Below are 21,875 nucleotides of genomic sequence, written 5' to 3' on the forward strand. Positions count from 1 at the left end.
GACGTTTCTCAGGGCCGTCCGCGCTCCGCGGACGGCCCTGGCTCCGTTTCGGAGGGCCGGCGCGGGTCCAGCGGCATGAGCAGGGCGAAGCGGGCGCCGCGGGGCCAGTCCTCCACGCGCAGCGACCCGCCGTGCGCCTGGGCGATCTCGCGGGCGATCGCCAGGCCGAGGCCGGTGCCGCCGGTGCCGCGGCTGCGGGCGCTGTCCAGCCGGGTGAACCGCTCGAAGATCCGTTCGCGGTCGACGTCGGGGATGCCCGAACCGTCGTCGGTGACCCGCAGCAGCGCCGTCGTCCCCCGGCGGGCCACCTCCACGTGCACGCGGGACGCGGCGTAGCGCTCGGCGTTGTCCAGCAGGTTGCCCAGCAGCCGCTCCAACTGCATCCGCACTCCGCGCACCCGCACGTCCGGCGCCAGGTCGGTGGTGACCTCCAGCCGCGTGGAGCGCCGCCCCAGCTCGGCGGCGGTCAGCTCGGCCAGGTCGATGGGCTCCTGGACGGCGCCGCCGGTGCCGATCCGGGCGAGCAGCAGCAGGTCGGTGACGATCGTCTGGAGCCGGTCGATGTCGCGCAGCGCCGACCGGATCGCCTCCCGCATGTCGGTGTCGTCGGGGTGCATCGCCGCGTCCTCCAGGTTGGCCCGCAGGCCGGCGAGCGGGGTGCGCAGCTCGTGCGAGGCGTCGGAGGCGAACTGGCGCTGCCGGGCCACCGCGCGCTCCAGCCGGTCCAGCGTGCCGTTGGCGGTGCGGGCCAGTTCGGCGATCTCGTCCTCGCCGGACGGCTGCGGCACGCGGCGGCTCAGGTCGGTGGCGCTGATCTCGGCGAGCTGCAGGCGGATCTGCTCGACCGGGCGCAGGGTGCGGCCGACGATCCGCCAGGTGATCCAGGCGGCCGCAGCGGTCAGCGCCAGCACGGCCCCGGTGAGCCCCGCCTCCAGCAGCCCGTTGACCAGGTAGCCGGGCAGCGGCCGGGCCGCGTACACCACCACCGATTCGAACGAGGTGTCCACCCGGATCGCCTCGACGACCATGCAGCGCGGCAGCCGGGGGTCGTCCGGGCACTGCACCATGTCCTGGACGCGCTGGTCGGCGGGCGGCCAGGTGTGGCTCAGCCGCGGGTAGCGGGCGGCCGACTTGGTGGCGCCCAGGATGTTGCCGCCGGGCGCGACCACCTGGATCAGCACCCGGCCGCCGGTCTCGTCCGGGACCTGGCCGACCAGTGTCCCGTCGCGGACCATGGCGCTGATGCGGCGCCCGGCCAGCTGGGTCTCCTGCAGCAGCCGGTTCTCGGTGGAGGCGCGCAGCACCAGGTCCATGCCGACGGCGACCAGTCCGAACGCCACGGCGGCCAGCACGGCGGCGACGAGCGTGTCGCGTGCCCGAATCGACCTGGGCCGCAGCCGCATGAAGCTCCCCTTGTTCACCGCGCCGCGGACGGCCCGTCCTCCTTGCGGACGCGTCCCATTACAGAGTGTCACGAACCTCCGGATCCGCGTCCGGCACTCGCCCCAACGTACCGCCGCGAGTCCCGGCGGCCCGCCGGGCCCGGCGCGCACGCCAGGGCACTGACCAGGGTAAATACCCACCGGAACCGGAAACCCGATCCGGTGGGCGCTGCCGGCGCGGCAGAGCGGGCACCCCCTCCAAGACGCCTGATTCCAGTTCAGATGGTTTCACGAGCGGTCATATCGGACATCCGCATGTTGGACACGCCGAGCGACACCTAGGGCGGACACACATGGGCAGGGACGTGGCAGCGGCCAGGATCAGTGGCCAGGACCGGCGCCGGTACCGGGAGAAGGTGCGGCGCTGTCTGGACGTGCTGGCGCGCATGCTGGGCGAGTCGCAGTTCGAGTTCGAACGCCCGCACATCGGAATGGAGATCGAGCTCAACCTGATCGACGGCTGCGGCGATCCGCAGATGCGCAACGCCGACGTGCTCAAGGCCATCGCCGACCCGGCCTGGGCCACCGAGCTGGGCCAGTTCAACCTTGAGATCAACATCCCGCCGCGGACGCTGGGCGGCGCAGGCACCGGCGAGCTGGAGAACGAGGTGCTCGGCCATCTGGAGCACGCCGACGCGCGCGCCCGCGAGGTCGGCGCCGAGCTGGTGATGATCGGCATCCTGCCCACCCTGCGCCGCTCGGACATCGGCGAGGAGTCGATGTCGGCCAACGACCGCTACAAGATGCTCAACGACCAGATCTTCGCCGCCCGCGGCGAGGAGATGCGCATCGACATCGACGGGCCCGAGCCGCTGCGCATGCACGCCGACTGCATCCTGCCGGAGGCGGCGTGCACCAGCGTGCAGTTCCACCTGCAGGTCAGCCCGGAGCAGTTCGGCGCGTACTGGAACGCGGCGCAGGCCATCGCCGGCCCGCAGGTGGCGCTGGCGGCCAACTCCCCCTTCCTGTTCGGGCACCGGCTGTGGGACGAGACCCGCATCACGCTGTTCGAGCAGGCCACCGACACCCGGCCGGAGGAGCTGAAGGCACAGGGCGTGCGGCCGCGGGTGTGGTTCGGCGAACGCTGGATCACCTCGGTGTTCGACCTGTTCGAGGAGAACACCCGCTACTTTCCCGCGCTGCTGCCGCTGTGCGACGAGGAGGACCCCCTGGACGTGCTGGAGCGCGGCGGCATCCCCCAGCTCGGCGAGCTGATGCTGCACAACGGCACGGTCTACCGCTGGAACCGCCCGGTGTACGCGGTGGTCGACGGCAGGCCGCACCTGCGGGTGGAGAACCGGGTGCTGCCCGCCGGGCCCACGGTCGCCGACGTGATCGCCAACGGCGCGTTCTACTACGGCCTGGTGCGGATGCTGGCCGAGGAGGAGCGCCCCGTGTGGACGCGCATGTCGTTCGGCACGGCCGAGGAGAACCTGCACCGCGCCGCACGCCGCGGCATGGACGCCCGCCTGTACTGGCCCGGCATGAGCGAGGTCCACGTGACCGACCTGGTGCTGCGCCGGCTGCTGCCGCTGGCGTACCAGGGCCTGGACCGGTGGGGCGTCGACCCGTCCCGCCGCGACCGCCTGCTCGGCATCATCGAGCAGCGCTGCCTCACCCGGCGCACGGGGGCGCGCTGGCAGGTCGAGACCGTCCGCGCGCTGGAGGAGAGGAACGGCGCCACGCGGCCCGAGGCGCTGCGCGAGATGGTCCGCGGCTACGTGGAGGCGATGCGCTCCAACGAGCCCGTCCACACCTGGCCCGTCGCAGCATGACCGCAATCAACACATAATCCACACAATCCACCCGCGACCGCACACCGAACCCGCTCCTAGAGTGCGGAGCGTGAACCGACAGCGGATCCTCGTCGTGGAGGACGAGCCGACGATCGCGCGGGCAGTCGCGGACCGGCTGACCGCCGAGGGCTTCGCCGTGGACATCGCGGTGGACGGCCCGTCGGCGGTCGAGCAGGCCCGCGCCGGCCGGCCCGACCTGATCGTGCTGGACCTCATGCTGCCCGGCTTCGACGGCCTGGAGGTGTGCCGCCGCGTCCAGGCGGAGCGGCCGGTGCCGGTGCTCATGCTCACCGCCCGCGACGACGAGACCGACCTGCTCGTCGGGCTGGGCGTGGGCGCCGACGACTACATCACCAAGCCGTTCAGCATGCGGGTGCTGGTGGCGCGCATCCGGGCCGTGCTGCGCCGGGTCGGCCGGTCGGGGGACGACCCGGCGCAGCGCGACACCCTGCGCGTCGGCCCGCTGGAGGTGGACCAGCGGTCGCGGCGCGTGCGGGTGGACGGCCGCGAGGTGCACCTGACGCCCACCGAGTTCGACCTGCTGGTGTGCCTGGCCCGCAACGAGCGGACGGTGCTGACCCGCGCCGTCCTGCTGGAGCAGGTGTGGGACTGGGCGGGCGCGGGCGGCACCCGCGTCGTCGACGGGCACGTCAAGGCGCTGCGCCGCAAGCTGGGCGCCGGGCTCATCCGCACGGTGCACGGCGTCGGCTACGCGCTGGAGGCGCCCGCGGAGGGGCGGCCGTGAGCGCGCTGGACGGGCTGCGGGCCCGGCTGCCGCGCCCCCTCGACCCGCTGCGCTCCATCAAGATCAAGTTCGGGGTGGTGGCGGTGGTGACCGCGTGCACCGCCATCCTGATCGTGGTGTGGGGGTACGCGCTGGGCTTCCGCACCCGGCACACCCTGCCGGTCGGCATGCTGATCTCGCTGGGCGTCACCCAGCTCATCGCGCACGGCATGACCTCCCCGCTGCGCGAGATGACGGCGGCGGCGCGGGCGATGGCGCGCGGCGACTACAGCCGCCGGGTGCGGGCCACGTCCCGCGACGAGGTGGGCGAGCTGGCCACCGCGTTCAACACGATGGCCGCCGACCTGGCCGAGGCGGACCGGCAGCGGCGCGAGTTCGTCGCCAACGTCTCGCACGAGCTGCGCACGCCGATCAGCGCCCTGCACGCGGTGCTGGAGAACGTCGCCGACGGCGTCACCCCCGCCACCCCCGAGGTGCTGGAGTCGGCGCTGGAGCAGACCGAGCGGCTGGGCCGCCTGGTCACCCAGCTGCTCGACCTGTCGCGGGTGGACGCGGGGGCCGCCGCCCTGGACCTCGCCGAGTTCGACGTCGCCGCGTTCGTGGCCGACGTGGCGGCCGAGGCGGAGGCGGGCCACCCGGGCGTGCAGGTCGACACGGACGTGCCGGCCGGCCTGCGGGCGCTGGCCGACCGGGACCGGCTGCACCAGGTGCTGGCCAACCTGCTGGACAACGCCGCCCGGCACGGCCCGCCCGGACGTCCCGTCACCGTCACCGCGCGGCCGGGCGGCGACGGCGGACTGGTGCTGGAGGTGGCGGACGAGGGGCCCGGCATCCCGCCCAGCGAGCGCGCCCGCGTCTTCGAGCGCTTCTCGCGCGGCACCGGCTCCTACGGCCGGCAGGTCGGCGCCCGGGACGGCGGCACCGGGCTGGGCCTGGCCATCGCCCGCTGGGCGGTCGAGCTGCACGGCGGCGACATCCACGTCGTCGACACCGCGCGCGGCTGCCGGATCCGCGTGACGATCCCCGCCGACCCCGCCGCGGCGGCCGAGGCCGGCCGTGGCTGCGGCTGAGCGGGGCCGTGGCCAGTGGGGGCGCGGCCGGCGGGGGTCGCGGCTAGCGGCGGAAGGTGACGATCTCGGCGGACTCGCCGACCGCCTCCTTGGCCGCCGGGAGCAGCGGGTCGCCCGCCCCGCCCGCCAGCAGCGCCCGCGCCCGCAGCACGATCTCCAGGTCGAACCGCAGGTCCGGGTCGAGCAGCTGGTCGCCGAACAGCTCCTCCAGCTGCCGCAGCCGGTAGCGCACCGTCTGCGGGTGGACGTGCAGCCGCATCGCGACCTCGTTGGCGTTGCGTCCCGACTGCAGCCACGCCAGCAGCGTCTCGGCCAGCCGGTCCTGCTGGCCGGCGCGCAGGTGCGCCAGCGGCGCCAGCCGCAGCCGGGCCAGCGACATGATCAGCTCCTCGTCCTGGAACAGGATCAGCGTGGACATGTGCTCGACGCTGCGCACCACGCCGTCGGCCTCGATCACGCCGCGTTCCACCAGGTTGAGCGTTTTGCGGGCCCAGTGGAACGAGCGGGCCGCCTCGGTCACCGGCACCGTCGGGCCCACCACGGCCAGCGAGCCGCTGAGCGCCCGGTCCACCAGCTTGGCCCGGCCCGGCCCGTCCGGGTCGGGGATGATCAGGCTGGGCGTGCGGCGCTCCAGGTCGGCCAGGATGTCGGGCGGGAGCGCCGACTGCCGGGCCTCCCCGCCGGTCCGGCCGAGCGCCACCGCGGCGACGGTGCGCGGCACCGGCCAGTGCGCGGCGGCGGCCAGGTCGGCGATCGCCTCCAGGGTGGCGGGCGGGTCGGCGAACATCAGGTCGATGAGCCGCTTGCGGCGCCGCTGCATCTCCCCGGCCACCGCCGCCTGGGCCTGCGCGTAGCCCTCGGCGGCGGCCGCGGCCAGCTCGTCCTGGAACAGCATCACGGCCTCGCCGATCGCGCCCAGCGTGCGCGGGGACACGCCCAGGTGCTCGGCGCCCTCGGTCAGGCGCCGCCAGGCCACCACGCCGCCGACCCGCATCGCGGACTGCATGGCGTCCAGGCTGCGGCCCTCCCCGGCCTCGCCGCGGCCGATGGCGCGGAAGAAGTCGGCGACCTGCGCGGCCTCGTGCCCGGGGTCGGCCACCCGGTCCACGAAGTAGTGCAGGACCCGCTCGACCGCCAGCCGCAGGGTGCCCGAGTAGGCCCCGTCGCCGGGCCGGTCGTACTCGCGCACCCGGGTGCGGATCTCCTCGATCATGTCGTCGGCGACCTCGTCCAGGTGGGGCCGCATGTGCTCGGCGAGCTCCCGTGGCAGGTCGGCCCAGGGGCGTCCGTGAGCAGCGGTGGACCCGTCGTCGGCCACGTTGTGCCTCCCCGTCGTCCGCGCCCCTCCGTTACCTTTCGGACACGAGGGGCAATTACTCACTTACGCGACCCGTGTGGTGAAAATCATGTCCTGTTGGACACCCGTCCGCCAAGCACAAGTCAAGACTCGACCAATTTCGGCCAAGCGAAATGTGGGTTTGTTACATGGACGCCGGGTGGAGGCGCATGCTGGCCCAACGGGGGCGTTCCGTCCGCCTCCAGGGGTAGTTGCCACGTTGGTCAGAACCGGGGCGTGTCACCCGGACCAGGGCACGCCTTCCGGTCGTACGCGACAGGCGGCCGGGGCCGCCGAGTGCGGGGAGGTCGGCTGTGCCCACGCCACCCAGACCCACCGGGACCGAAAAGGCGCTGGCCGCGACGGGCCGGGCCGTCGACGACCGCTTCGGCGCCGCCGGGTTCGGCCGCAAGGCGATGCGCAAGGCGTTCCCCGACCACTGGAGCTTCCTGCTGGGCGAGATCGCGCTGTACTCGTTCGCGATCGTCGTGCTCACCGGGGTCTACCTGACCTTCTTCTTCAAGCCCGGCATGACCGAAACGGTCTACAACGGCACCTACGTACCGCTGCGCGGCGTGCGGATGAGCGAGGCGTACGCCTCCACCCTGCACATCAGCTTCGACGTGCGCGGCGGGCTGCTCATGCGGCAGATCCACCACTGGTCGACGATCATCTTCCTCGGCGCGATCATCATCCACCTGCTGCGCAACTTCTTCACCGGCGCGTTCCGCAAGCCCCGCGAGCTGAACTGGGTCATCGGTGTGATCCTGTTCATGCTCGTCCTGCTGAACGGGCTGTTCGGCTACTCGCTGCCCGACGACCTGCTGTCGGGCACCGGCATCCGCATCCTGGCGGGCGTCATCGAGTCGATCCCGATCGTCGGCTCCTACCTGCTGATGTTCGTGTTCGGCGGCGAGTTCCCCGGCACCGAGATCATCCCCCGGCTGTACGTCACCCACATCCTGCTCATCCCGGGCATCCTGCTGGCGCTCATCCCGCTGCACGCCGTCATCCTGACCTGGCGGCAGACCCACACCCAGTTCCCGGGCAAGGGCAGCACCAACACCACCGTGCAGGGCGGCCCGTTCTTCCCGGTGTTCATCGGCAAGACCACCGCGTTCTTCCTGTGGGTGTTCGCGATCACGGCGCTGATGGCGACTTTCTTCCAGGTCAACCCGATCTGGCTGTTCGGCCCGTACGACCCCGGCGCGATCAGCGCCGGCTCGCAGCCCGACTGGTACATGGGCTTCCTGGAGGGCTCGCTGCGGATCATGCCCTCGTGGGAGATCAACGCGTGGGGCCACACGCTGCCGATGAACGTGCTGATACCCGCGCTGGCCGTGCCCGGGGTGCTGTTCGTCGGCCTGGCGGTCTACCCGTGGCTGGAACGCTGGGTCACCGGCGACCACCAGATCCACCACCTGCTGGACCGGCCCCGCGACGTCCCGGCGCGCACCGGCATCGGCGTGGGCGGCGTGGTCGCCTACGGTTCGCTGTGGCTGGCCGGCGCCAACGACATCATCGCCAAGACCTTCGACATCCCGCTGTTCTGGACGACCTGGTTCTTCCGGTTCGCCTTCCTCCTCGGCCCGATCCTGGGGTTCGTGATCGCCTACCGGATCTGCCTCGGCCTGCAGCGCCGCGACCGCGCCCTCCTCGAACACGGCCTGGAGACCGGCATCATCCGCCGTTCGACCACCGGCAAGTACACCGAGATCGAGCAGAAGCTGTCCGACGAGGACATCGCCGCCATCACCGATCCGCGCCCGCCCGCCGCCCTGCCCATCGGCCGTCCGGAAGGCGACGGCGTCGTGCCGCCCGAGGCCCGCGGGCGCCTGAGCCGGGTCCGCATCGCGCTCAACCGCCGCTTCCGGAGCGACCTCGCCCCCGTCCCGACCCGCGAACCCGAGGAAGGCGCCCCCGGCATGCGCCGCGCCCTCGAAGAACACGAGAAGCACTAGCCAGTCCCGCCCTCACGGCCGCGTTCGGTGGGTGCGGCCGTCCAGGAGGGGGCCGCGGTCGCCGAAAATCCAGGGGCGGGGGCCGGCGTTGAGGTCGGTCGGGTAGCCCGGGTCGAACTCCACCGCCGCGTCCAGGCGGTCCACGGCGCCCGGCGGCAAGGTGACGCCAAGGGCGCCCAGGTTGTCCTTGAGCTGCGCGGCATCGCGGGCGCCGATGATGGGGTGCACGGCGGGAGAGCGGGTGCGGACCCAGGCGATCGCGACCTGCGACGCGGTCACGCCCAGTTCCTCGGCCACCTGCTGGACGGCGCGCGCGGCCCGGTGGTCGCGTTCGGTGAGCGACGCGGGGTCGAGCCTGCCGCCGGACGGGGCGCCGCCGGGTCCGGTGTACTTGCCCGACAGCACACCGCCGGCCAGCGCGCCGTAGGTGGCGACGCTCATGCCGTATGCCTCGGCCATCGGCAGCAGTTCCCGTTCGATGTCGCGTTTGAGCAGGCTGTAGGGGACCTGGATGCCCGCGAACGGGGTCCAGTCGCGCCATTCGGCAAGGGTGTTCGCGCGCGAGACGAGCCACGCGGGCAGGTTGGACGCGCCGACGTACAGCACCTTCCCGGCGCGGACGGCGTCGTCCAGCGCCCGCATGGTCTCCTCGATCGGGGTGTGCTCGTCCCAGGCGTGCACCCAGAACAGGTCGATGTAGTCGGTGCGCAGCCGCCGCAGGCTCGCTTCGAGGGACCGGGTGAGGTTCTTGCGGTGGCTGCCGCCCGCGTTGGGGTCCCGGGCGTCGCGGGTCAGCGTGAACTTGGTGGCCAGCACGAACCGGTCGCGGCGGTGCCGGAGGAGGCGCCCGAGCACCTCCTCGCTGTCGCCGTACGCCGAGGCGGTGTCGATGACGTTGCCGCCCGCGTCCGCGTACAGCCTGATCATCTCGTCCGCCTCGTCCGGCCCGGCGAAGGTCATGGCGCCCAGGAACAGCTCCGAGACGCGCAGCCCGGTCGGCCCGAACAGCCGGTCGCGCATCACGCCGCGTCCCCCGGCGGCGCCCGTATCGATCTCGTCGGCGGTGAAGGTCATGCGTCCACTGTGCGCGGGCGGGCCGGACACCGGGGAGGCCGGGCTGAGGCTGGCCCCGGCGGGGCCAGGATCCGGCGGCGCGGTCCGTACACTCGTCGCCGTGAGCGACAATGAGCTGGGCGCGTTCCTGCGCAGCCGCCGGGAGGCCGTCACTCCGGGCGAGGTGGGGCTGCCCGCCGGGCCGCGTCGCCGCACGCCCGGACTGCGGCGCGCCGAGCTGGCCACCCTCTCCGGGGTGAGCGTCGACTACCTGACACGGTTGGAACAGGGCCGCGACCGGCATCCGTCGCCGCAGATCCTGGCCGCGCTCGCGGACGCGCTGCGGCTGTCCCCGGACGAGCGCGTGCAACTGCGCAACCTGGCCAAGGCGGCCTCCGGCGTCGACGTCCTGTGCCCCGGGGCCGTACCGCCCGAACGGCGGGTGCGACCCACGATGCGGGCGCTGCTGGACCGGCTGGACTCCACCCCGGCGGTGCTGCTCAACCGGCTCGGCGACATCGTGGCCCACACGTCCTCCTACGAGCGCCTCGCCGGGCCGATCGGCCTGCTGGACGGCGAGCCGCCGAACCAGATCCGGTTCGTGTTCACCGACGAGCGGGCCCGCGCCGCCTACCCCGACTGGGACCGCGTCGCCGACGAGCGGGTCGCCGCCCTGCGGGCCGGCTCTTCCCCGAACGACCCGTACTTCGCCCACCTCGTCGACGAACTGACCGTCCTGGCCGGAGCGCCTTTCACCCGGCGGTTGCAGGCCCCGCCGACCCCGCCGCGCCGCACCGGCGTCGAACGCCTCGTCCACCCCGAGGTGGGGGAGCTGCGGCTGGCCTACGAGACGCTCGACTCCGAGGGGCAGCGCCTGGTCGTCCACCTTCCCGCCGACGACGCCACCTCCGCCGCCCTGGACCATCTCGACCGTCGGCCCGGCGCCCTGCACGCGGTACGGGGCTAGCGTCATGGCAGGGTGCGGCCAGAACCGGCCGCTGCGCCGTCGCGTCTACCCAGATGCGCACGCCTGACGGGAGGGTGACATGCCGCAGCTGGAAGGGGACCTGTGGGGTGTCCCCGACTACGCCTTCCTGAAGGTCGCCGCGATCCTGGGCGGGCTGTCCGTCGTGGTCGCGGTCGTCGTGCGCTTCAGGCTGCGGCGCGGCCACCCGCCGACGCGGCCGCTGCACCCGTACGAGGTCGCCTACCTCACCGGCGGCGGACGCCACGTCATCGCGGCGGTGCTGCTTTCACTGCGTCTGGACGGCGCCATCCGGGCCGACCATCCCGGCGGCGACTTGCACGTCACCGGCGAGCGGCGGGCGGCGAACACCCCGCTGGACGAGGCCGTGCACGAGGCCGTCCGCAGGCGCGAGGCGCGGACGGTGGCGGCGGTGGCCGCGAACGAGACCGTCAAAGAGGCGATCAAGGCCCTGCGCGACGGCCTGGTCCCGCAAGGCATGTTCATGGACGAGCGCCACCGCCGTCTGGCCCGGCTCACCGCCGTGCCGCTGTGGCTGGTGCTCGGCGTCAGCATGGCCCGCCTGGCCTGGTACATGGCCGACAACATGTGGTTCGACGGCCCCACCGTCCCGTTCGGCGGAGTCATGATCGTGCCGCTGGTCATGGTGCTGCTGATCGCGTTCGCCCTGATGCAGGGCGGTACCGACAAGACCCGCGCCGTCAAGGCCGCCCTGAAGGACACCCGGCAGCGGCACGGCCACCTGGATCCGCGCGTGTTCCCCGCCTGGTCCACCTACGGAACTCCCGCGGCCGCCATGGGCGTGGCCCTGTTCGGCACGGCGGCGCTGATGAGCATCGATCCGATGTTCTCGCAGGCCGCGGGGCTGGGACGGCTCATGCAGATGGCGGGGGCGGCGTCGTCGTCGGGCGGCATCGGCTACTCGGGGCCATCGTGCTCGTCCTCCGCGTCGGTCTGCTCGTCCAGCGGCTGCAGCGGCGGCAGCTCCTGCGGCAGCAGCTGCGGATCGTCCTGCGGCAGCGGCTGCGGCAGCGGTTGCGGCGGCGGCAGCTGACACCCCGGTCCGCGCGAGAAGCGGTCATTTTCTGACCGCTTCTCCTGGGACTCTGGTCGCCGAGGTGAACCGAGCCCCCTGAGGAGCCGCCATGCCCGCCGGTGCGACCGTCCTTGACACCCGTGCGCTCAACCGCGCGACGCTCGCCCGATGAGGTTGCCGGGGTCGTCTAGCCACACCTGCTGCCCGTCCGGGGTCACGGTGAGGCCGAAGCGTTCGAGGGTGGGGCGCCCCCAGCGGATCCACTGGAAGTAGGCGGCTTCGGCCTCGTCCCACAGACGCCGGTCGCCGGCCTGCTCCACGGCGAACTCGTCTTTGCCGGGGACGTAGTCCACCGAGGCCCAGGCACCGCCGGGGCCGGTGGCCTCCAGCAGCCACAGGGTGGCCTCGCCCGTAGGTTCGGGGTCGTACACCAGGTCGGCGCGCACGCCCGGGACGAGGGCGGACATGGCGGCCTCCAACCCGCCGCCGGGGGTGTGCAAGAGCAACCGAGGGTCCAGGCGTGTGGTGGACGCCGCGAAGTCTTCGACGGCGGCGACCCACTCGCCCATGGGGGTGGTGCGGTGGCCCTGCTGGGACCGCAGCATCATGAACCCGGCCGACCCGGCGAGACGTCCGGTCGCCACCCCGTCGGGCAGCACGTCGAGCCGGACCCGGTACCCGTAGGAGAAGTCCGGCATCCAGGGGAACACGAGGGCGCCGCCCGGGCGGGTCTGCCGCACCCACTGGTAGGGGAATTCGGTGACGCCGCAGGTCACGTGCACGAGATCGAACGTTTCATTTTCCGGGAGGCAGGTGACGGCGTCCCCGGTGATCAGGGTCGGGCGGGTACCGAGGGCCTCCAGGTTCTCCGCCGCCTGCCGGGCCACGTGTTCGTCGATCTCCACCGACACCACGTTGTGGGCGCCGACCCGTTCACTCAGCAGGGCGGCGGTCCATCCCGTTCCCGTTCCGACGTCCAGCGTCCGCTGACCGCCGATCGGGTGCAGCAGTTCCAGGAAGGGCAGCACGATGTTCGGCGCCGACAGCGACGAGGTGGGGGCGCGCGGCTCGTTGTCGCCGGTGCTGTCGCCGAACCGGGTGAGGATGGCCGTGCCGGGGTCGTACACCGCCTGCCACCAGCCGGCGGGATCCTCTTCTAGGTTGATCTTGTGCCGCGGACCGCCGAAGGGCGCGGCCCACGCCACCTGCGGGGCGAACAGATGTCGAGGAACCGCGTGGAGTGCGGCACGCCACGAGTCGTCCGCCAGGTCGCCACGAGCGACGAGCTGATCAACCAGCGCGTCGATTCGTGCGTCCGCGTCCATCACTTACCTCGCTTCCCGCTGCCTTTGCCGGGGTCCGCCGGTGGAATCGGACGGCCCTTCTGCTGCCGGTCGCCCTGGATCTCCTTCTGGTCCTTGTCCTCGTGCTTTCCCACCGTCATCCTCCTCGCCGTCGCACTTCTCCGCCACCGGTACCCGGCGGCTTTTACCTGCGTTGCGTTCCTGCGCCGTCCACCAGCGCATGCCACCATTTCAGGACGGTCCTGCGCCGCACATCGCGCGGCGTCATCCACACCCGGGTCTCTCCCGCCCCGACCTCGATGCGCCTGATCGCGTACGCGCCACCGACCGTGACGAGCTGGTACCGCACCGGGCCGCACAACGAGCACGTGGATTCCAGCACCCGCGCCCGCTCCGGCCCCCACATCCGGTACCAGTGCATTTTGAGGGCCCGCACGCGCATCGGATGGACATGGATTCCACCGCACGCCCCCGAGACGCTCCGCTGCCCCTTTCCGGCGTCTCCCCTCCGCACCTGCGGATGATCATCCGTCGACAGCCCGCCCATTCTGCGGATATGCGCGATGCAGGCGGCGAGTTGCTCCGGGTCGTCGGCCTCCAGCAGCCGATACAGCGGCGGCGGCAGATAGGCCCAATAGCTCCCCGTGGCGTTCCCGTACCAGGTGAGCACGCCGGTGCCCGCGAACCTCCTCTGGACGTCCTCCGCCAGCGCGTGGCCCACCGCGTCGCGACTCATCGCGAGCACACCTTCCACAACGCCCTGTCGATGAGAGCGGCCGTCTCCTCCACATCGGTGACCGACCCGACCGCCCAGCCGCCCTCCCATCGGAACCGACCACCGTTGCAGGTGACGACCTTCTCCCGCCCGTCAGGCGCACGCACCGTCAGGCAGCCCCCGCACACCCGAGCCCGACGCCCCCGCTTGCCCAACGCCCGCGCCAGACGCCGCAGCAGGATCTCGGCGTCACCACGGGCGATGACCTCCAGCGCCGCCCGCAGCGCCTCGAAGCCCGCGGCCCGCACCTGCGTGACCACCAGTGCGGAAAGCCGCAAGCCATCCGCTCTTTCGGCCGACCACCCGTCGCCGTCATGGGTGATGAGCCACCCGGGAAAGTCCCGCCGCAGCGAGCCCGCGCCGTTCACTCGCCGACCTCGCGCAGCACGTACATGACCCGCTCCGCGACCCCCGCCACCTCACCCACCGCCCCGATGCCCTGCCCCCAAGGCCACCGGAACACCTCGCCGTCACAGACGATGTCGTCGTTGAGCCTGGGCTGCTCCGGGTTGCTCACGCGCAGCGCGACACGACGGTCGGTCCTGCGGATGTCTGCCTTCCAGCCACGACTGATCAGCTCGTGGCGCAGCTCCTCAAGGTGGGCCATTGCGTCGTGCACAACCCCCGGCAGCTGTGGCACCTCGGCGAACGCGTCCACCAGCCGGGGCGGCATCTCCTCCGCCATCGCCGGTCCAACCGACTGGACGAACTCTGACTCCACCGGCAGTCCTCCTCTTCCTGATCGCTTGATCGGCCCGCCCTGACAGCCGACCCGACGTGATCGACTGCCGCTTCTACTGCGGGCCCGAATCACTCACCCGCGAAGGGCCTGCGTGACACGCAAACCCCGGTGTTGCTGTCCCAGGCGATATCCCGGGTCCCACTGCCGATACGTCACACGCAGCACCTCACCCCGTGACGCTGTCTCGCCCTCCGGAACCGCCACCAGCGCCACCGTCACCTCTGGGACACGGCACTGCAACGCGAGCGCGGCCCCCTGACAGCGGCGCGACGCCGCCGTAGAACATCTCCACCTGAACGATGGCCGCTCTCAGACCATCCGGGGAGTCGCTCTCCAGCAGACGAGCCCACGGGTGCGGCACCCGGGGCGTCGCCCAGTAGTGCCCGGTGACACGGCCGAACCACACCACCCAACCCGTCGTTCGTTCGATGTCCCTCGCGATCACGTCCTCCGGCCGTCTCGCCAGCAGAGCACGAGCCGCAGGAAGCGCAACCGCCACCGGGTTCTGTGCCTTCAGCCCGTAGGCGGTGCAGTCCACGACCATTCGACTGCGGACAAACGCGTACCCAACACCACCAACTGATTGCAGTAGTCTTTTTGGCCCCTAAGATCGGGCATATGCCGAAACTCCCTCCGGTCAAGGACTCGGCCAACGGGGCAATCGCTGCGTCCGAGCCCGCCTCGTTTTGTGTCTCATGAGGATGCGCCCTCTTCGCCGGACGCTTGAACACCGTTCCTGGGACGTCCAGGACGTTTTCGCGTTACCGTTCAAGAACGTCCCAGACGTCCAACCGAGGGGGCCGGCTGTGGCCAACGACGCACTGCGGCAGGCCATGATCAGTGCCAAACTGACAGAGCAGGAACTAGCCGAAGCGTGTCAGGTTGACGTTAAGACCGTGTCCCGGTGGGTAGCGGACGAAGGTCGCACGCCGCACCCGCGTCACCGATGGGCAGCTTCAGAGGTCTTGGGAGTTGATGAGGCCGTGCTGTGGCCCGACGCCATCCGCAAGAACGTGAAGACCGGACCAGACCGCGAAATCGTGGCAGTATACCCCTATCGGTCGGCTTGTCCAAAGTCCGTCTGGCGTCGACTTATCAGCGAAGCGGGCAGGGAACTTACGTTCGCGGGATACACCAACTACTTCCTGTGGCTGGAGATCCCCAACCTCCGGACCGTCCTCCGCCGCAAGGCCGAGCGGGGATGCCGAGTCCGCTTCTTGCTCGGAGATCCCGAAAGCGACGTCACGCGGCGCCGGGAGGAACTCGAGCAGGTGCCCCTGACCGTGAGCACCCGAATCAAGATCACCCTTGACGAGTTGTCAAAGATCATCGATGTCCCGGGGATCGAAGTCCGCTTCGGCGATGAGCACATCGCCATGAGCGTCTTCATCTTCGACGATGAGATGCTCGTGACGCCGCATCTGGCGCACTTGGTCGGCCACGACTCCCCCATGCTGCATGTGCAGCGCCACCAGGAAGACGGCCTCTTCGACCGGTTCGCCTACCACGTTGCCGAACTGTGGAACTGCGGGCGCCCCATCACCATCACCGACCAGCAAAACCGTGAGTGAGACGGTGAACCCAGCAGCGAGCGGGCCCGGCCACGAACACGGTCACGCATGACGCGGAAGGCGCCCACGCCGCAGCCAGGCCGGGGCTGTCAGTGCGGGATGCCCATGCGCGAGGCCATGCCCCGAAGCTCGCGCGCCAGTCCAGTGGCCCTGACTCTGCCCAGCAGGTAGGTCACGGTCTCGTGGGCCACCGTGCTGTTGCGCATACGCTGCGGCGCGGCGTCCTCGGCCTGCTTCAGCGTCATGACCGCCTGGCGCTCCTTGCCGCGCTGATGCGCCAGAGAACGCCCGACCTCAAGATGGAACTGGCATCGCCGGTTAGCAGGTAGCGGCGACAGGTCGACGTCGCGCGCCAACCCCACGGCCGTCGGGTAATCCCCATACTCGGCGGCGACCATGACCTGCCACACGCCGACATTGGCGGCGTTGAAAGACATCCCGAACGCGTTACCGCCTTGGGAGAGCCGCCCGGCCAGATCCGCGGCCTCAGCCAGATGGTCGTTCGCAGAGTCCATGCGGTACGAGTTTGCGGACGCGGCGAGGGCGGCCGTCAGGTGGAGCATGCCGTACACCTGGATGCCGACTTCGTCGGTGACGTGGGGTTCCAGCCTGTTCACGGCGTCTTCGCTGATCTTCAGGATGCGGTCCCACGATCCGGCCCGCGGCGCGGTCATCACCCGCATGAAGTCGGCGACGCCCTGATAGACCGGATCATCCAAATAGCGGGCCGCCTCGGCCGCCTGCACCGCCGCGAGCCGCGCCAGATCAGAGGACCCGAGTACGGCGCATACGAAGGCCGCAGGGTGCAACACATCAATGAGAAGCCTGAGCGCGTCCGCGCGCTGCCGCTCGTCAGCCGCGGCAACGAGATAATGAATCTCGTCGATCATGTCGGGCAGAAGGCCGCCCAGCGCGGAGAGGTTCGACTCCTGCCGAAGCTTGGGCACCGTAGTGACACGGCCGTCGCCCACCTCTACGGTGGTGCGTCCATAAAAGATGTCTTGCAGTTGCGCCAAAGGCCGCGCCCGATCGATGACAGCGTCGCCGATCTCGTTGGTCGCCAGCGCCCTCCGCATAGCAGCGATCTTGGCGTGCGGCCCGTTCTCTCCATCGTCGGCGGTCATGTAGGGCTGGCCGGTCAGATCGGCCTCCGACACCCGCAACGCGGCGGCGACCGCGGAGATGTGCGACCGCCGATCGAGCATCCGATGACCGTGCTCGACCATCGATATGAACGAGGTCGACAACCCCGCCTGATCCGCAAGCTGAGACTGCGTCATCCCCCGCCAACTGCGCAGCGCCCGCAGCCGAGCCCCGATGGTGACCTCGTCATGCATCCGCCCCGGCACCTCCCGCGCATCGGCGACACCCACAGGCTAAAACGCAAACCCCAGCCCGTCAGGAGACCAATCGGAATACACGCATATGCCCGTCGGACGAAACGATCCGAAATTCATCAATGCCGCCGGCCAGCCTCCGACAGCGGCCTCAAGGCGGCCTGCCCAACCGCCCCCGACCGCGTGGACGAGGTCGGCGCGCTGGCCGAACCCCGCCGAGCGGGGGCGGTGGCCCTGCCCGACCCGCCGGGCGTCCCCAACCAAGCTCGCGCCGCCCGCGCCGCTCTGCAATGGCAGCTCAACCGGACAGGCCGGCCATGACGCGAAGGCGGTCGCGGTTCAGGTGAACGGGCCTTTGGCGCCGAAGACGAGCCTTGTGAAGTTGTCGGCGATGCGTTGATGGCCTGCTTGGTCGGGGTGGATCGCGTCGGGCAGCGGGAGTTCGGCGTGGTCCTTTTCGCCGTAGAGTTCGCGGCCGTCCAGGTAGTGCAGGTTCGGGTCGTCGGCGGCCCGCTGCCGGACGATGCGGGCGAGTTCGTCGCGGATGACGTTGAGCGTCAGGCGGCCGGCGGCGCGTTCGGCCGGGTCGCCCGTGGCCTTGAAACGCAGGGTCCCGCCGTCGAAGTCGGGCATGAGGGGGCCGGGGGTGTCCTCCTGGACCGGGCACAGGACGGGTGACACCACCAGCAGGGGCGCATCCGGGTGCCCTTCGCGGATGGTGTCGAGGAAGCCGTGCACCGCGGGGGCGAAGGCGCGCAGGCGCATCGCGTCGCTGTTGACGATGTTGATGCCGATCTTGATGCTGATCAGGTCCGCGGGGGTGTCGCGCATCGCGCGGGCGGTGAACGGGTCGAGCAGCGCGCCGCCGCCGAAGCCCAGGTTGACCAGTTCCACTCCGCCCCGGGCCGCGGCCAGGGCGGGCCAGATGGCGGTCGGGTGGGTCGCGTTCGAGCCGTGGCTGATGGAGCTGCCGTGGTGCAGCCACACCTTGCGGCCGCCGGCGGTCGCGGGCGACACCGGGGCGTCGGTGCGCAGGGCGATCACTTCGGTGATCTCCGTGTGCGGCAGCCAGATCTCGATGTCCTTGTCACGCGCGGGCAGGTCGGTGAACCGGGCGGTGCCGGGAGGGCCTTCGCGCAGTTCGACGGCCTGGGTGACCATGTCGAGGACCGTGCGGACATTGCCGCCGGTCACCGTGGCCTGGGCTGTGAGACCGCCGTCGACCAGCAGGTCGTACACGCCGTCCGCCAGGGCCGGGACACCCCGGTAGGCCCGCTTGGTGGGCAGCGTCTCCAGCTCGATGACGGTGGCCCGGGTGCGGAAGGCCAGCCGCACGCCGGACGGCTGGGCCTCGGCCAAGGCCAGGTGGTCGTCCGGGATCTGCCGACGAGCCCAGCCGGGCAGCCGGTGCGGCAGCAGCCCGCGCGCCGTGTGCTCCACGTCGAGAGCGCCGCGCAGCATGTCGGTGGTGACCGGTGTGGTGATCAAGTTGTTCATCGCCTCAGCCTGATGTCGCGGGTCGGCCGGGCGCGGGTGGCGCCTCGTCCGACGGCGGGTGCGTGGTCCGGTTGCGCAGCAGGACGTCCAGGGAATCGACCATCCAGGCCCAGGACTCCTGCGTATCCACAGGGGTGTGGGCGAATCCCCCGGCCCTCTCCAGGCTGATGAAGCCGTGGAAGACGCCGCCCAGCATCCGGACGGCGTGCGTCTGGTCCGGCTCGCCGATGTCGTAGGCGCGCAGGATCGCCCGGGTCATCTGCGAGTGCCGGACGCCCGCGCCGGCAGCCGCCGTCTCCGGGTCGAGCCTGAACCGCGCGGCGTCGTAGCGGCCGGGGTGCTCGCGGGCATAGTCGCGGTAGGCGGCCGCGAAGGCGGCGAGGGCGTCCTTGCCCGCGCGCCCGGCCACGGCGTCGGCGACCCGGTCGGCCAGTTCCTCCAGAGCGAACAGGGCGATCCTGGTCTTGAGGTCGTGGGAGCTGCGCACGTGCGAATACAGGCTCGCGACCTTGACGCCGAAGCGCCGGGCAAGCGCCGAGACGGTCACCTGGTCGAAGCCGACCTCGTCGGCGAGTTCCGCCCCTGCCCGCGCCAGACGCTGCGGGGTCAGCCCGACTCGAACCATGCCCCTCCTCCCGATTGCCGACATGCATTATCCGTCTACCTAAAAGATTTAGGCAAATCGGTTAACGGTCAAGGAGGCGCTCCCTCCGCCGACCGCCACCAAGTCCGTCGAGATCATCGGCCCGTGTGCATTGCATCTGCTTGCCGAGACCGGCGCGGCGGCCGATCGTCGGCGCCTACAGGGTCGGCCGCTACCTCATCGGCGGGAGCGAGGGCGCGATCACCTCGAACCCACGGTGGTCAACGGCGGCCCGGCGCTGCTCCTGCGCCAGGACGGCGTACTCAAAGGCCCGTGTCGAGGACGGCCGCATCACCGGCCTCTACTTCGTCCGCACCTCTGGGAAGCCGACCCGCGTGGAATCGGAGACCCGTCTGCGCATCAGGCCCACCTTCCGCCGCTTCGCGACGGAAGCATGGGCCCGGGGCGGAACCGCGGGCGCGGCGCGGGCATCCATATCGGAGACGAGACGTGGGGGTGCCTGTGGGTGCGAAGCGGTGGGCGCTGGTGGTGGGCGGGCTCGTACTGGGCGCCGCGGTCGTGCTCACCGTCGTGGTGACGAAGCCGTGGTCGGCGCACTCCGACCACGTCTGCTGCCAGTTGCCGCCGGACACCAGCGCGATCGAAGACGTCCCTGAGCGGTGGCAAGCGGCCGTGGCAGACGGCGACGTCGCGACGGCGTGGGGCATGCTCACCCCCGAGGCGCAGCGGCGGTACGGCACGCGGCACGCCTTGGCGGCGGCGCTGGACGACCTCAAACCGTCGCCGCGTGCGGCGGCGTCCTGGCAGCTGATCGCCTCCTCCACACAGGGGCGCGGCACGCCCGGTCGGTTCCTCTACCTGCTCGTGGAGGACGACTCGCTGCGGCCGGTGCGCGCGGTGGTCGTCCACTCCCGGGCGGACGGCACACCCGACGGGCGGATCGACCCGGACGTGCCCGCCACCGTGCGCATCCAGGAACCGGCCGACCGCGCCGTGGTGGGCCTCCGGCCGCGGATGCGATCCGCCACCGGGATCCCGCCCGCCTACACCGCCGTGCAGGCCGGACGCATCGTCCGCGGCGCCGTCGGAGCGATCCGCGAGGCCGACGGCCACGACGCGCCCTTCACACCGGCCGGGCCGTCACTGCGCCCCGGTCCGGCACTCATCGTCGCCGTACAGGACGACGACCGGTACACCTACGGCACGGTTCGCGTGACGGTCCGCCGAGACGCCTGACCAGGGGTCACCGGCGGTAGAGCGTGAGCTTCTCCTCGCCGATGCGTTCGCGCAGGGCGGGGTCGTCCACGCCCTGCCCCTCCTCGGTGGCGCCGCACAGCACGGCCACCTTGCCGATATGCCGGTTGGTCTGCACGACGCGGGCGGCCTCGCCCGTCTGCTCCAGGGGGTACACGGCCGACAGGGTGGGGTGGATCATGCCGAGCGAGATGAGGCGGTTGACCTCGACGGCCTCGGCGTAGTTGAAGCCGTGTGAGCCGATGATGCTCTTCAGGCGCATCCACAGGAAGCGGTTGTCGTACTCGTGCCGGTAGCCGGTGGACGACCCGCACGTGACGATCTTGCCGCCGCGCTTGGCGACGTAGACGGAGGCGCCGAACGTCTCGCGGCCGAGGTATTCGAAGACGATCCCCGGGTCCTCGCCGACGCGGCGGCGGATCGCCTCGCCGAGGACGCGGCCCGCCTTCGGGTGGCGCATCCCCTGCTCGCCCAGGTCCAGTTCGGTGCGGTTGATGACGTGCTCGCAGCCCTGGGCGCGCACCAGCTCGGCCTTCTCCTCCGACGACACCACGGCCACCGGGATGCCGCCGCCGTTCTTCACCAGCTGGGTGGCGTACGAGCCGAGCCCTCCGGTCGCGCCCCAGATGAGCACGACGTCGCCCTGCTTCATGCGGGCGCCGTGCGAGCCGACGAGCATGCGGTACGCGGTGGCCGCGCACAGGGTGTTGGACGCGGCCTCCTCCCAGGTGAGGTGGCCGGGCTTGCGGATGAGCTGGTTGGCCTTGACGACGCAGTACTCGGCCAGGCCGCCGAAGTTGGTCTCGAAGCCCCAGGCGAGCTGGGTCTCGCTCATCATGCCGTCGTCGTAGGAGCCGTGGTCCTCCTCGTCGACGTAGGCCGGGGACACCACCACGCGGTCGCCCGGCTTCCACTTTTTGACACCCGCGCCGGTGCGCACGACGACGCCGGCGGCGTCCGAGCCGACGATGTGGTACGGCAGGTCGTGGCGGGCGCCGTACCAGCCCTGCCGGCCGAACTTCTCCAGGAACGCGAACGTCGGCACCGGTTCGAAGATGGCCGACCAGACGGTGTTGAAGTTGATCGCGGCGGCCATGACGGCGACCACGCACTCGTCGGGCGCCGGTTCGGGCATCTCGACCTCGCCGACGTGGATGGAGCGGCGCACGTCCTTGTCGGTCTGGCCCTCGAAGATGCCCACCTCGTCCCTGCGGAGGTGGGCGGCGCGGAACCGGGTGGGGAGCGGGCAGTCCAGCAGCTGCCGGCCGTCGGCTCCGGCGCGGACGGCGTCGAGCAGGGCATCGGACGAGGCGGGCTGAACCATGGATCTCCTCCGTGATGGGCGGGGGGTTGGGGGTGCCCGGAAG

General features: G+C 71.4%; 19 protein-coding genes. 8 read left to right on the forward strand and 11 right to left on the reverse strand.

Going from position 1 to position 21,875, the window contains the following annotated elements; all coding sequences use genetic code 11:
- Window positions 1–8: 8 nt before the first annotated feature.
- Complete coding sequence (locus tag QSK22_RS19355; protein WP_285495638.1) at window positions 9–1,403, reverse strand: sensor histidine kinase; 1,395 nt, start codon at window positions 1,401–1,403, stop codon at window positions 9–11.
- 332 nt (window positions 1,404–1,735) lie between these two features.
- Here QSK22_RS19355 and QSK22_RS19360 point away from each other — a divergent pair, with 332 nt between their 5' ends.
- The 3 genes from QSK22_RS19360 (at window position 1,736) to QSK22_RS19370 (ending at window position 5,053) form a co-directional block, all read left to right on the forward strand.
- Window positions 1,736–3,217 (forward strand): glutamate-cysteine ligase family protein, encoded by a 1,482-nt coding sequence (locus QSK22_RS19360; RefSeq protein ID WP_285495639.1) that lies wholly within the window; start codon window positions 1,736–1,738, stop codon window positions 3,215–3,217.
- 70 nt (window positions 3,218–3,287) lie between these two features.
- On the forward strand, window positions 3,288–3,983 hold the full coding sequence (locus tag QSK22_RS19365; RefSeq protein ID WP_285495640.1) for a response regulator transcription factor: 696 nt from the start codon (window positions 3,288–3,290) through the stop codon (window positions 3,981–3,983).
- The gene (locus tag QSK22_RS19370) at window positions 3,980–5,053 is read left to right on the forward strand and encodes a sensor histidine kinase (RefSeq protein ID WP_285495641.1); all 1,074 of its coding nucleotides are present in this window, start codon (window positions 3,980–3,982) and stop codon (window positions 5,051–5,053) included. The genes QSK22_RS19365 and QSK22_RS19370 overlap by 4 nt, the downstream gene beginning before the upstream one ends.
- A 43-nt stretch (window positions 5,054–5,096) precedes the next feature.
- On the opposite strand, the gene QSK22_RS19375 is transcribed toward QSK22_RS19370, so the two are convergent.
- Entirely contained in the window at window positions 5,097–6,371 is a 1,275-nt protein-coding gene (locus tag QSK22_RS19375; RefSeq protein ID WP_285495642.1) for a PucR family transcriptional regulator, read from the reverse strand.
- Between the two features lie 332 nt (window positions 6,372–6,703).
- On the opposite strand from QSK22_RS19375, the gene qcrB reads away from it, so the two are divergent.
- The gene (qcrB, locus tag QSK22_RS19380; RefSeq protein WP_285495643.1) at window positions 6,704–8,350 is read left to right on the forward strand and encodes a cytochrome bc1 complex cytochrome b subunit; all 1,647 of its coding nucleotides are present in this window, start codon (window positions 6,704–6,706) and stop codon (window positions 8,348–8,350) included.
- Window positions 8,351–8,362: 12 nt separating this feature from the next.
- Here the strand turns inward: qcrB and QSK22_RS19385 are convergent, their stop codons facing one another.
- On the reverse strand, window positions 8,363–9,370 hold the full coding sequence (locus QSK22_RS19385) for an aldo/keto reductase (protein WP_285495755.1): 1,008 nt from the start codon (window positions 9,368–9,370) through the stop codon (window positions 8,363–8,365).
- Between the two features lie 154 nt (window positions 9,371–9,524).
- On the opposite strand from QSK22_RS19385, the gene QSK22_RS19390 reads away from it, so the two are divergent.
- Together QSK22_RS19390 and QSK22_RS19395 are read left to right on the forward strand one after the other, a co-directional pair.
- Window positions 9,525–10,370, forward strand: coding sequence for a helix-turn-helix transcriptional regulator (locus QSK22_RS19390; protein ID WP_285495644.1), 846 nt, complete (start codon window positions 9,525–9,527; stop codon window positions 10,368–10,370).
- Window positions 10,371–10,449: 79 nt separating this feature from the next.
- Complete coding sequence (locus QSK22_RS19395; protein ID WP_285495645.1) at window positions 10,450–11,442, forward strand: TIGR04222 domain-containing membrane protein; 993 nt, start codon at window positions 10,450–10,452, stop codon at window positions 11,440–11,442.
- A gap of 128 nt (window positions 11,443–11,570) precedes the next feature.
- Here the strand turns inward: QSK22_RS19395 and QSK22_RS19400 are convergent, their stop codons facing one another.
- The 4 genes from QSK22_RS19400 to QSK22_RS19415 form a co-directional block, all read right to left on the reverse strand.
- Entirely contained in the window at window positions 11,571–12,749 is a 1,179-nt protein-coding gene (locus QSK22_RS19400) for a methyltransferase domain-containing protein (protein ID WP_285495646.1), read from the reverse strand.
- A 163-nt stretch (window positions 12,750–12,912) separates the two neighbouring features.
- Complete coding sequence (locus tag QSK22_RS19405) at window positions 12,913–13,464, reverse strand: hypothetical protein (RefSeq protein WP_285495647.1); 552 nt, start codon at window positions 13,462–13,464, stop codon at window positions 12,913–12,915.
- Entirely contained in the window at window positions 13,461–13,781 is a 321-nt protein-coding gene (locus QSK22_RS19410; RefSeq protein ID WP_285495648.1) for a hypothetical protein, read from the reverse strand. The genes QSK22_RS19405 and QSK22_RS19410 overlap by 4 nt, the downstream gene beginning before the upstream one ends.
- A gap of 86 nt (window positions 13,782–13,867) precedes the next feature.
- Window positions 13,868–14,224 carry a hypothetical protein gene (locus tag QSK22_RS19415; RefSeq protein WP_285495649.1) on the reverse strand — a complete coding sequence of 119 codons (357 nt, stop codon included), beginning with the start codon at window positions 14,222–14,224 and terminating at the stop codon, window positions 13,868–13,870.
- 827 nt (window positions 14,225–15,051) lie between these two features.
- Here QSK22_RS19415 and QSK22_RS19420 point away from each other — a divergent pair.
- A complete protein-coding gene (locus tag QSK22_RS19420) occupies window positions 15,052–15,816 on the forward strand; it encodes a helix-turn-helix domain-containing protein (protein ID WP_285495650.1) in 765 nt (254 codons plus the stop codon).
- Between the two features lie 89 nt (window positions 15,817–15,905).
- Here QSK22_RS19420 and QSK22_RS19425 read toward each other — a convergent pair whose 3' ends face one another.
- The 3 genes from QSK22_RS19425 to QSK22_RS19435 form a co-directional block, all read right to left on the reverse strand.
- Window positions 15,906–17,153 carry a helix-turn-helix domain-containing protein gene (locus tag QSK22_RS19425; protein ID WP_285495651.1) on the reverse strand — a complete coding sequence of 416 codons (1,248 nt, stop codon included), beginning with the start codon at window positions 17,151–17,153 and terminating at the stop codon, window positions 15,906–15,908.
- Window positions 17,154–17,492: 339 nt separating this feature from the next.
- A complete protein-coding gene (locus QSK22_RS19430; RefSeq protein WP_285495652.1) occupies window positions 17,493–18,650 on the reverse strand; it encodes a GDSL-type esterase/lipase family protein in 1,158 nt (385 codons plus the stop codon).
- A gap of 4 nt (window positions 18,651–18,654) precedes the next feature.
- Window positions 18,655–19,275, reverse strand: a complete 621-nt coding sequence (locus QSK22_RS19435) for a TetR/AcrR family transcriptional regulator (protein WP_285495653.1) — start codon at window positions 19,273–19,275, stop codon at window positions 18,655–18,657.
- A 480-nt stretch (window positions 19,276–19,755) separates the two neighbouring features.
- Between QSK22_RS19435 and QSK22_RS19440 the strand changes: the two genes are divergently transcribed.
- Window positions 19,756–20,490 carry a serine/threonine-protein kinase gene (locus QSK22_RS19440; RefSeq protein ID WP_285495654.1) on the forward strand — a complete coding sequence of 245 codons (735 nt, stop codon included), beginning with the start codon at window positions 19,756–19,758 and terminating at the stop codon, window positions 20,488–20,490.
- Between the two features lie 7 nt (window positions 20,491–20,497).
- On the opposite strand, the gene ccrA is transcribed toward QSK22_RS19440, so the two are convergent.
- Window positions 20,498–21,832: a crotonyl-CoA carboxylase/reductase gene (gene ccrA, locus QSK22_RS19445; protein WP_285495655.1), complete on the reverse strand. Its 1,335-nt coding sequence runs from the start codon at window positions 21,830–21,832 to the stop codon at window positions 20,498–20,500.
- Between the last annotated feature and the right edge of the window lie 43 nt (window positions 21,833–21,875).

Source organism: Actinomadura sp. NBRC 104425 (assembly GCF_030269545.1).
Lineage (GTDB): Bacteria > Actinomycetota > Actinomycetes > Streptosporangiales > Streptosporangiaceae > Spirillospora > Spirillospora keratinilytica.

Bases quoted from the DNA above. Each gene is read 5' to 3' on its own strand.
- QSK22_RS19385 (WP_285495755.1), bottom strand. From the start codon at position 9,370: ATGCGCGACCGGCTGTTCGGGCCGACCGGGCTGCGCGTCTCGGAGCTG.
- QSK22_RS19405 (WP_285495647.1), bottom strand. From the start codon at position 13,464: ATGAGTCGCGACGCGGTGGGCCACGCGCTGGCGGAGGACGTCCAGAGG.
- QSK22_RS19360 (WP_285495639.1), top strand. From the start codon at position 1,736: ATGGGCAGGGACGTGGCAGCGGCCAGGATCAGTGGCCAGGACCGGCGC.
- QSK22_RS19355 (WP_285495638.1), bottom strand. From the start codon at position 1,403: ATGCGGCTGCGGCCCAGGTCGATTCGGGCACGCGACACGCTCGTCGCC.
- QSK22_RS19425 (WP_285495651.1), bottom strand. From the start codon at position 17,153: ATGCATGACGAGGTCACCATCGGGGCTCGGCTGCGGGCGCTGCGCAGT.
- QSK22_RS19435 (WP_285495653.1), bottom strand. From the start codon at position 19,275: ATGGTTCGAGTCGGGCTGACCCCGCAGCGTCTGGCGCGGGCAGGGGCG.
- ccrA (WP_285495655.1), bottom strand. From the start codon at position 21,832: ATGGTTCAGCCCGCCTCGTCCGATGCCCTGCTCGACGCCGTCCGCGCC.
- QSK22_RS19400 (WP_285495646.1), bottom strand. From the start codon at position 12,749: ATGGACGCGGACGCACGAATCGACGCGCTGGTTGATCAGCTCGTCGCT.
- QSK22_RS19430 (WP_285495652.1), bottom strand. From the start codon at position 18,650: ATGAACAACTTGATCACCACACCGGTCACCACCGACATGCTGCGCGGC.
- QSK22_RS19395 (WP_285495645.1), top strand. From the start codon at position 10,450: ATGCCGCAGCTGGAAGGGGACCTGTGGGGTGTCCCCGACTACGCCTTC.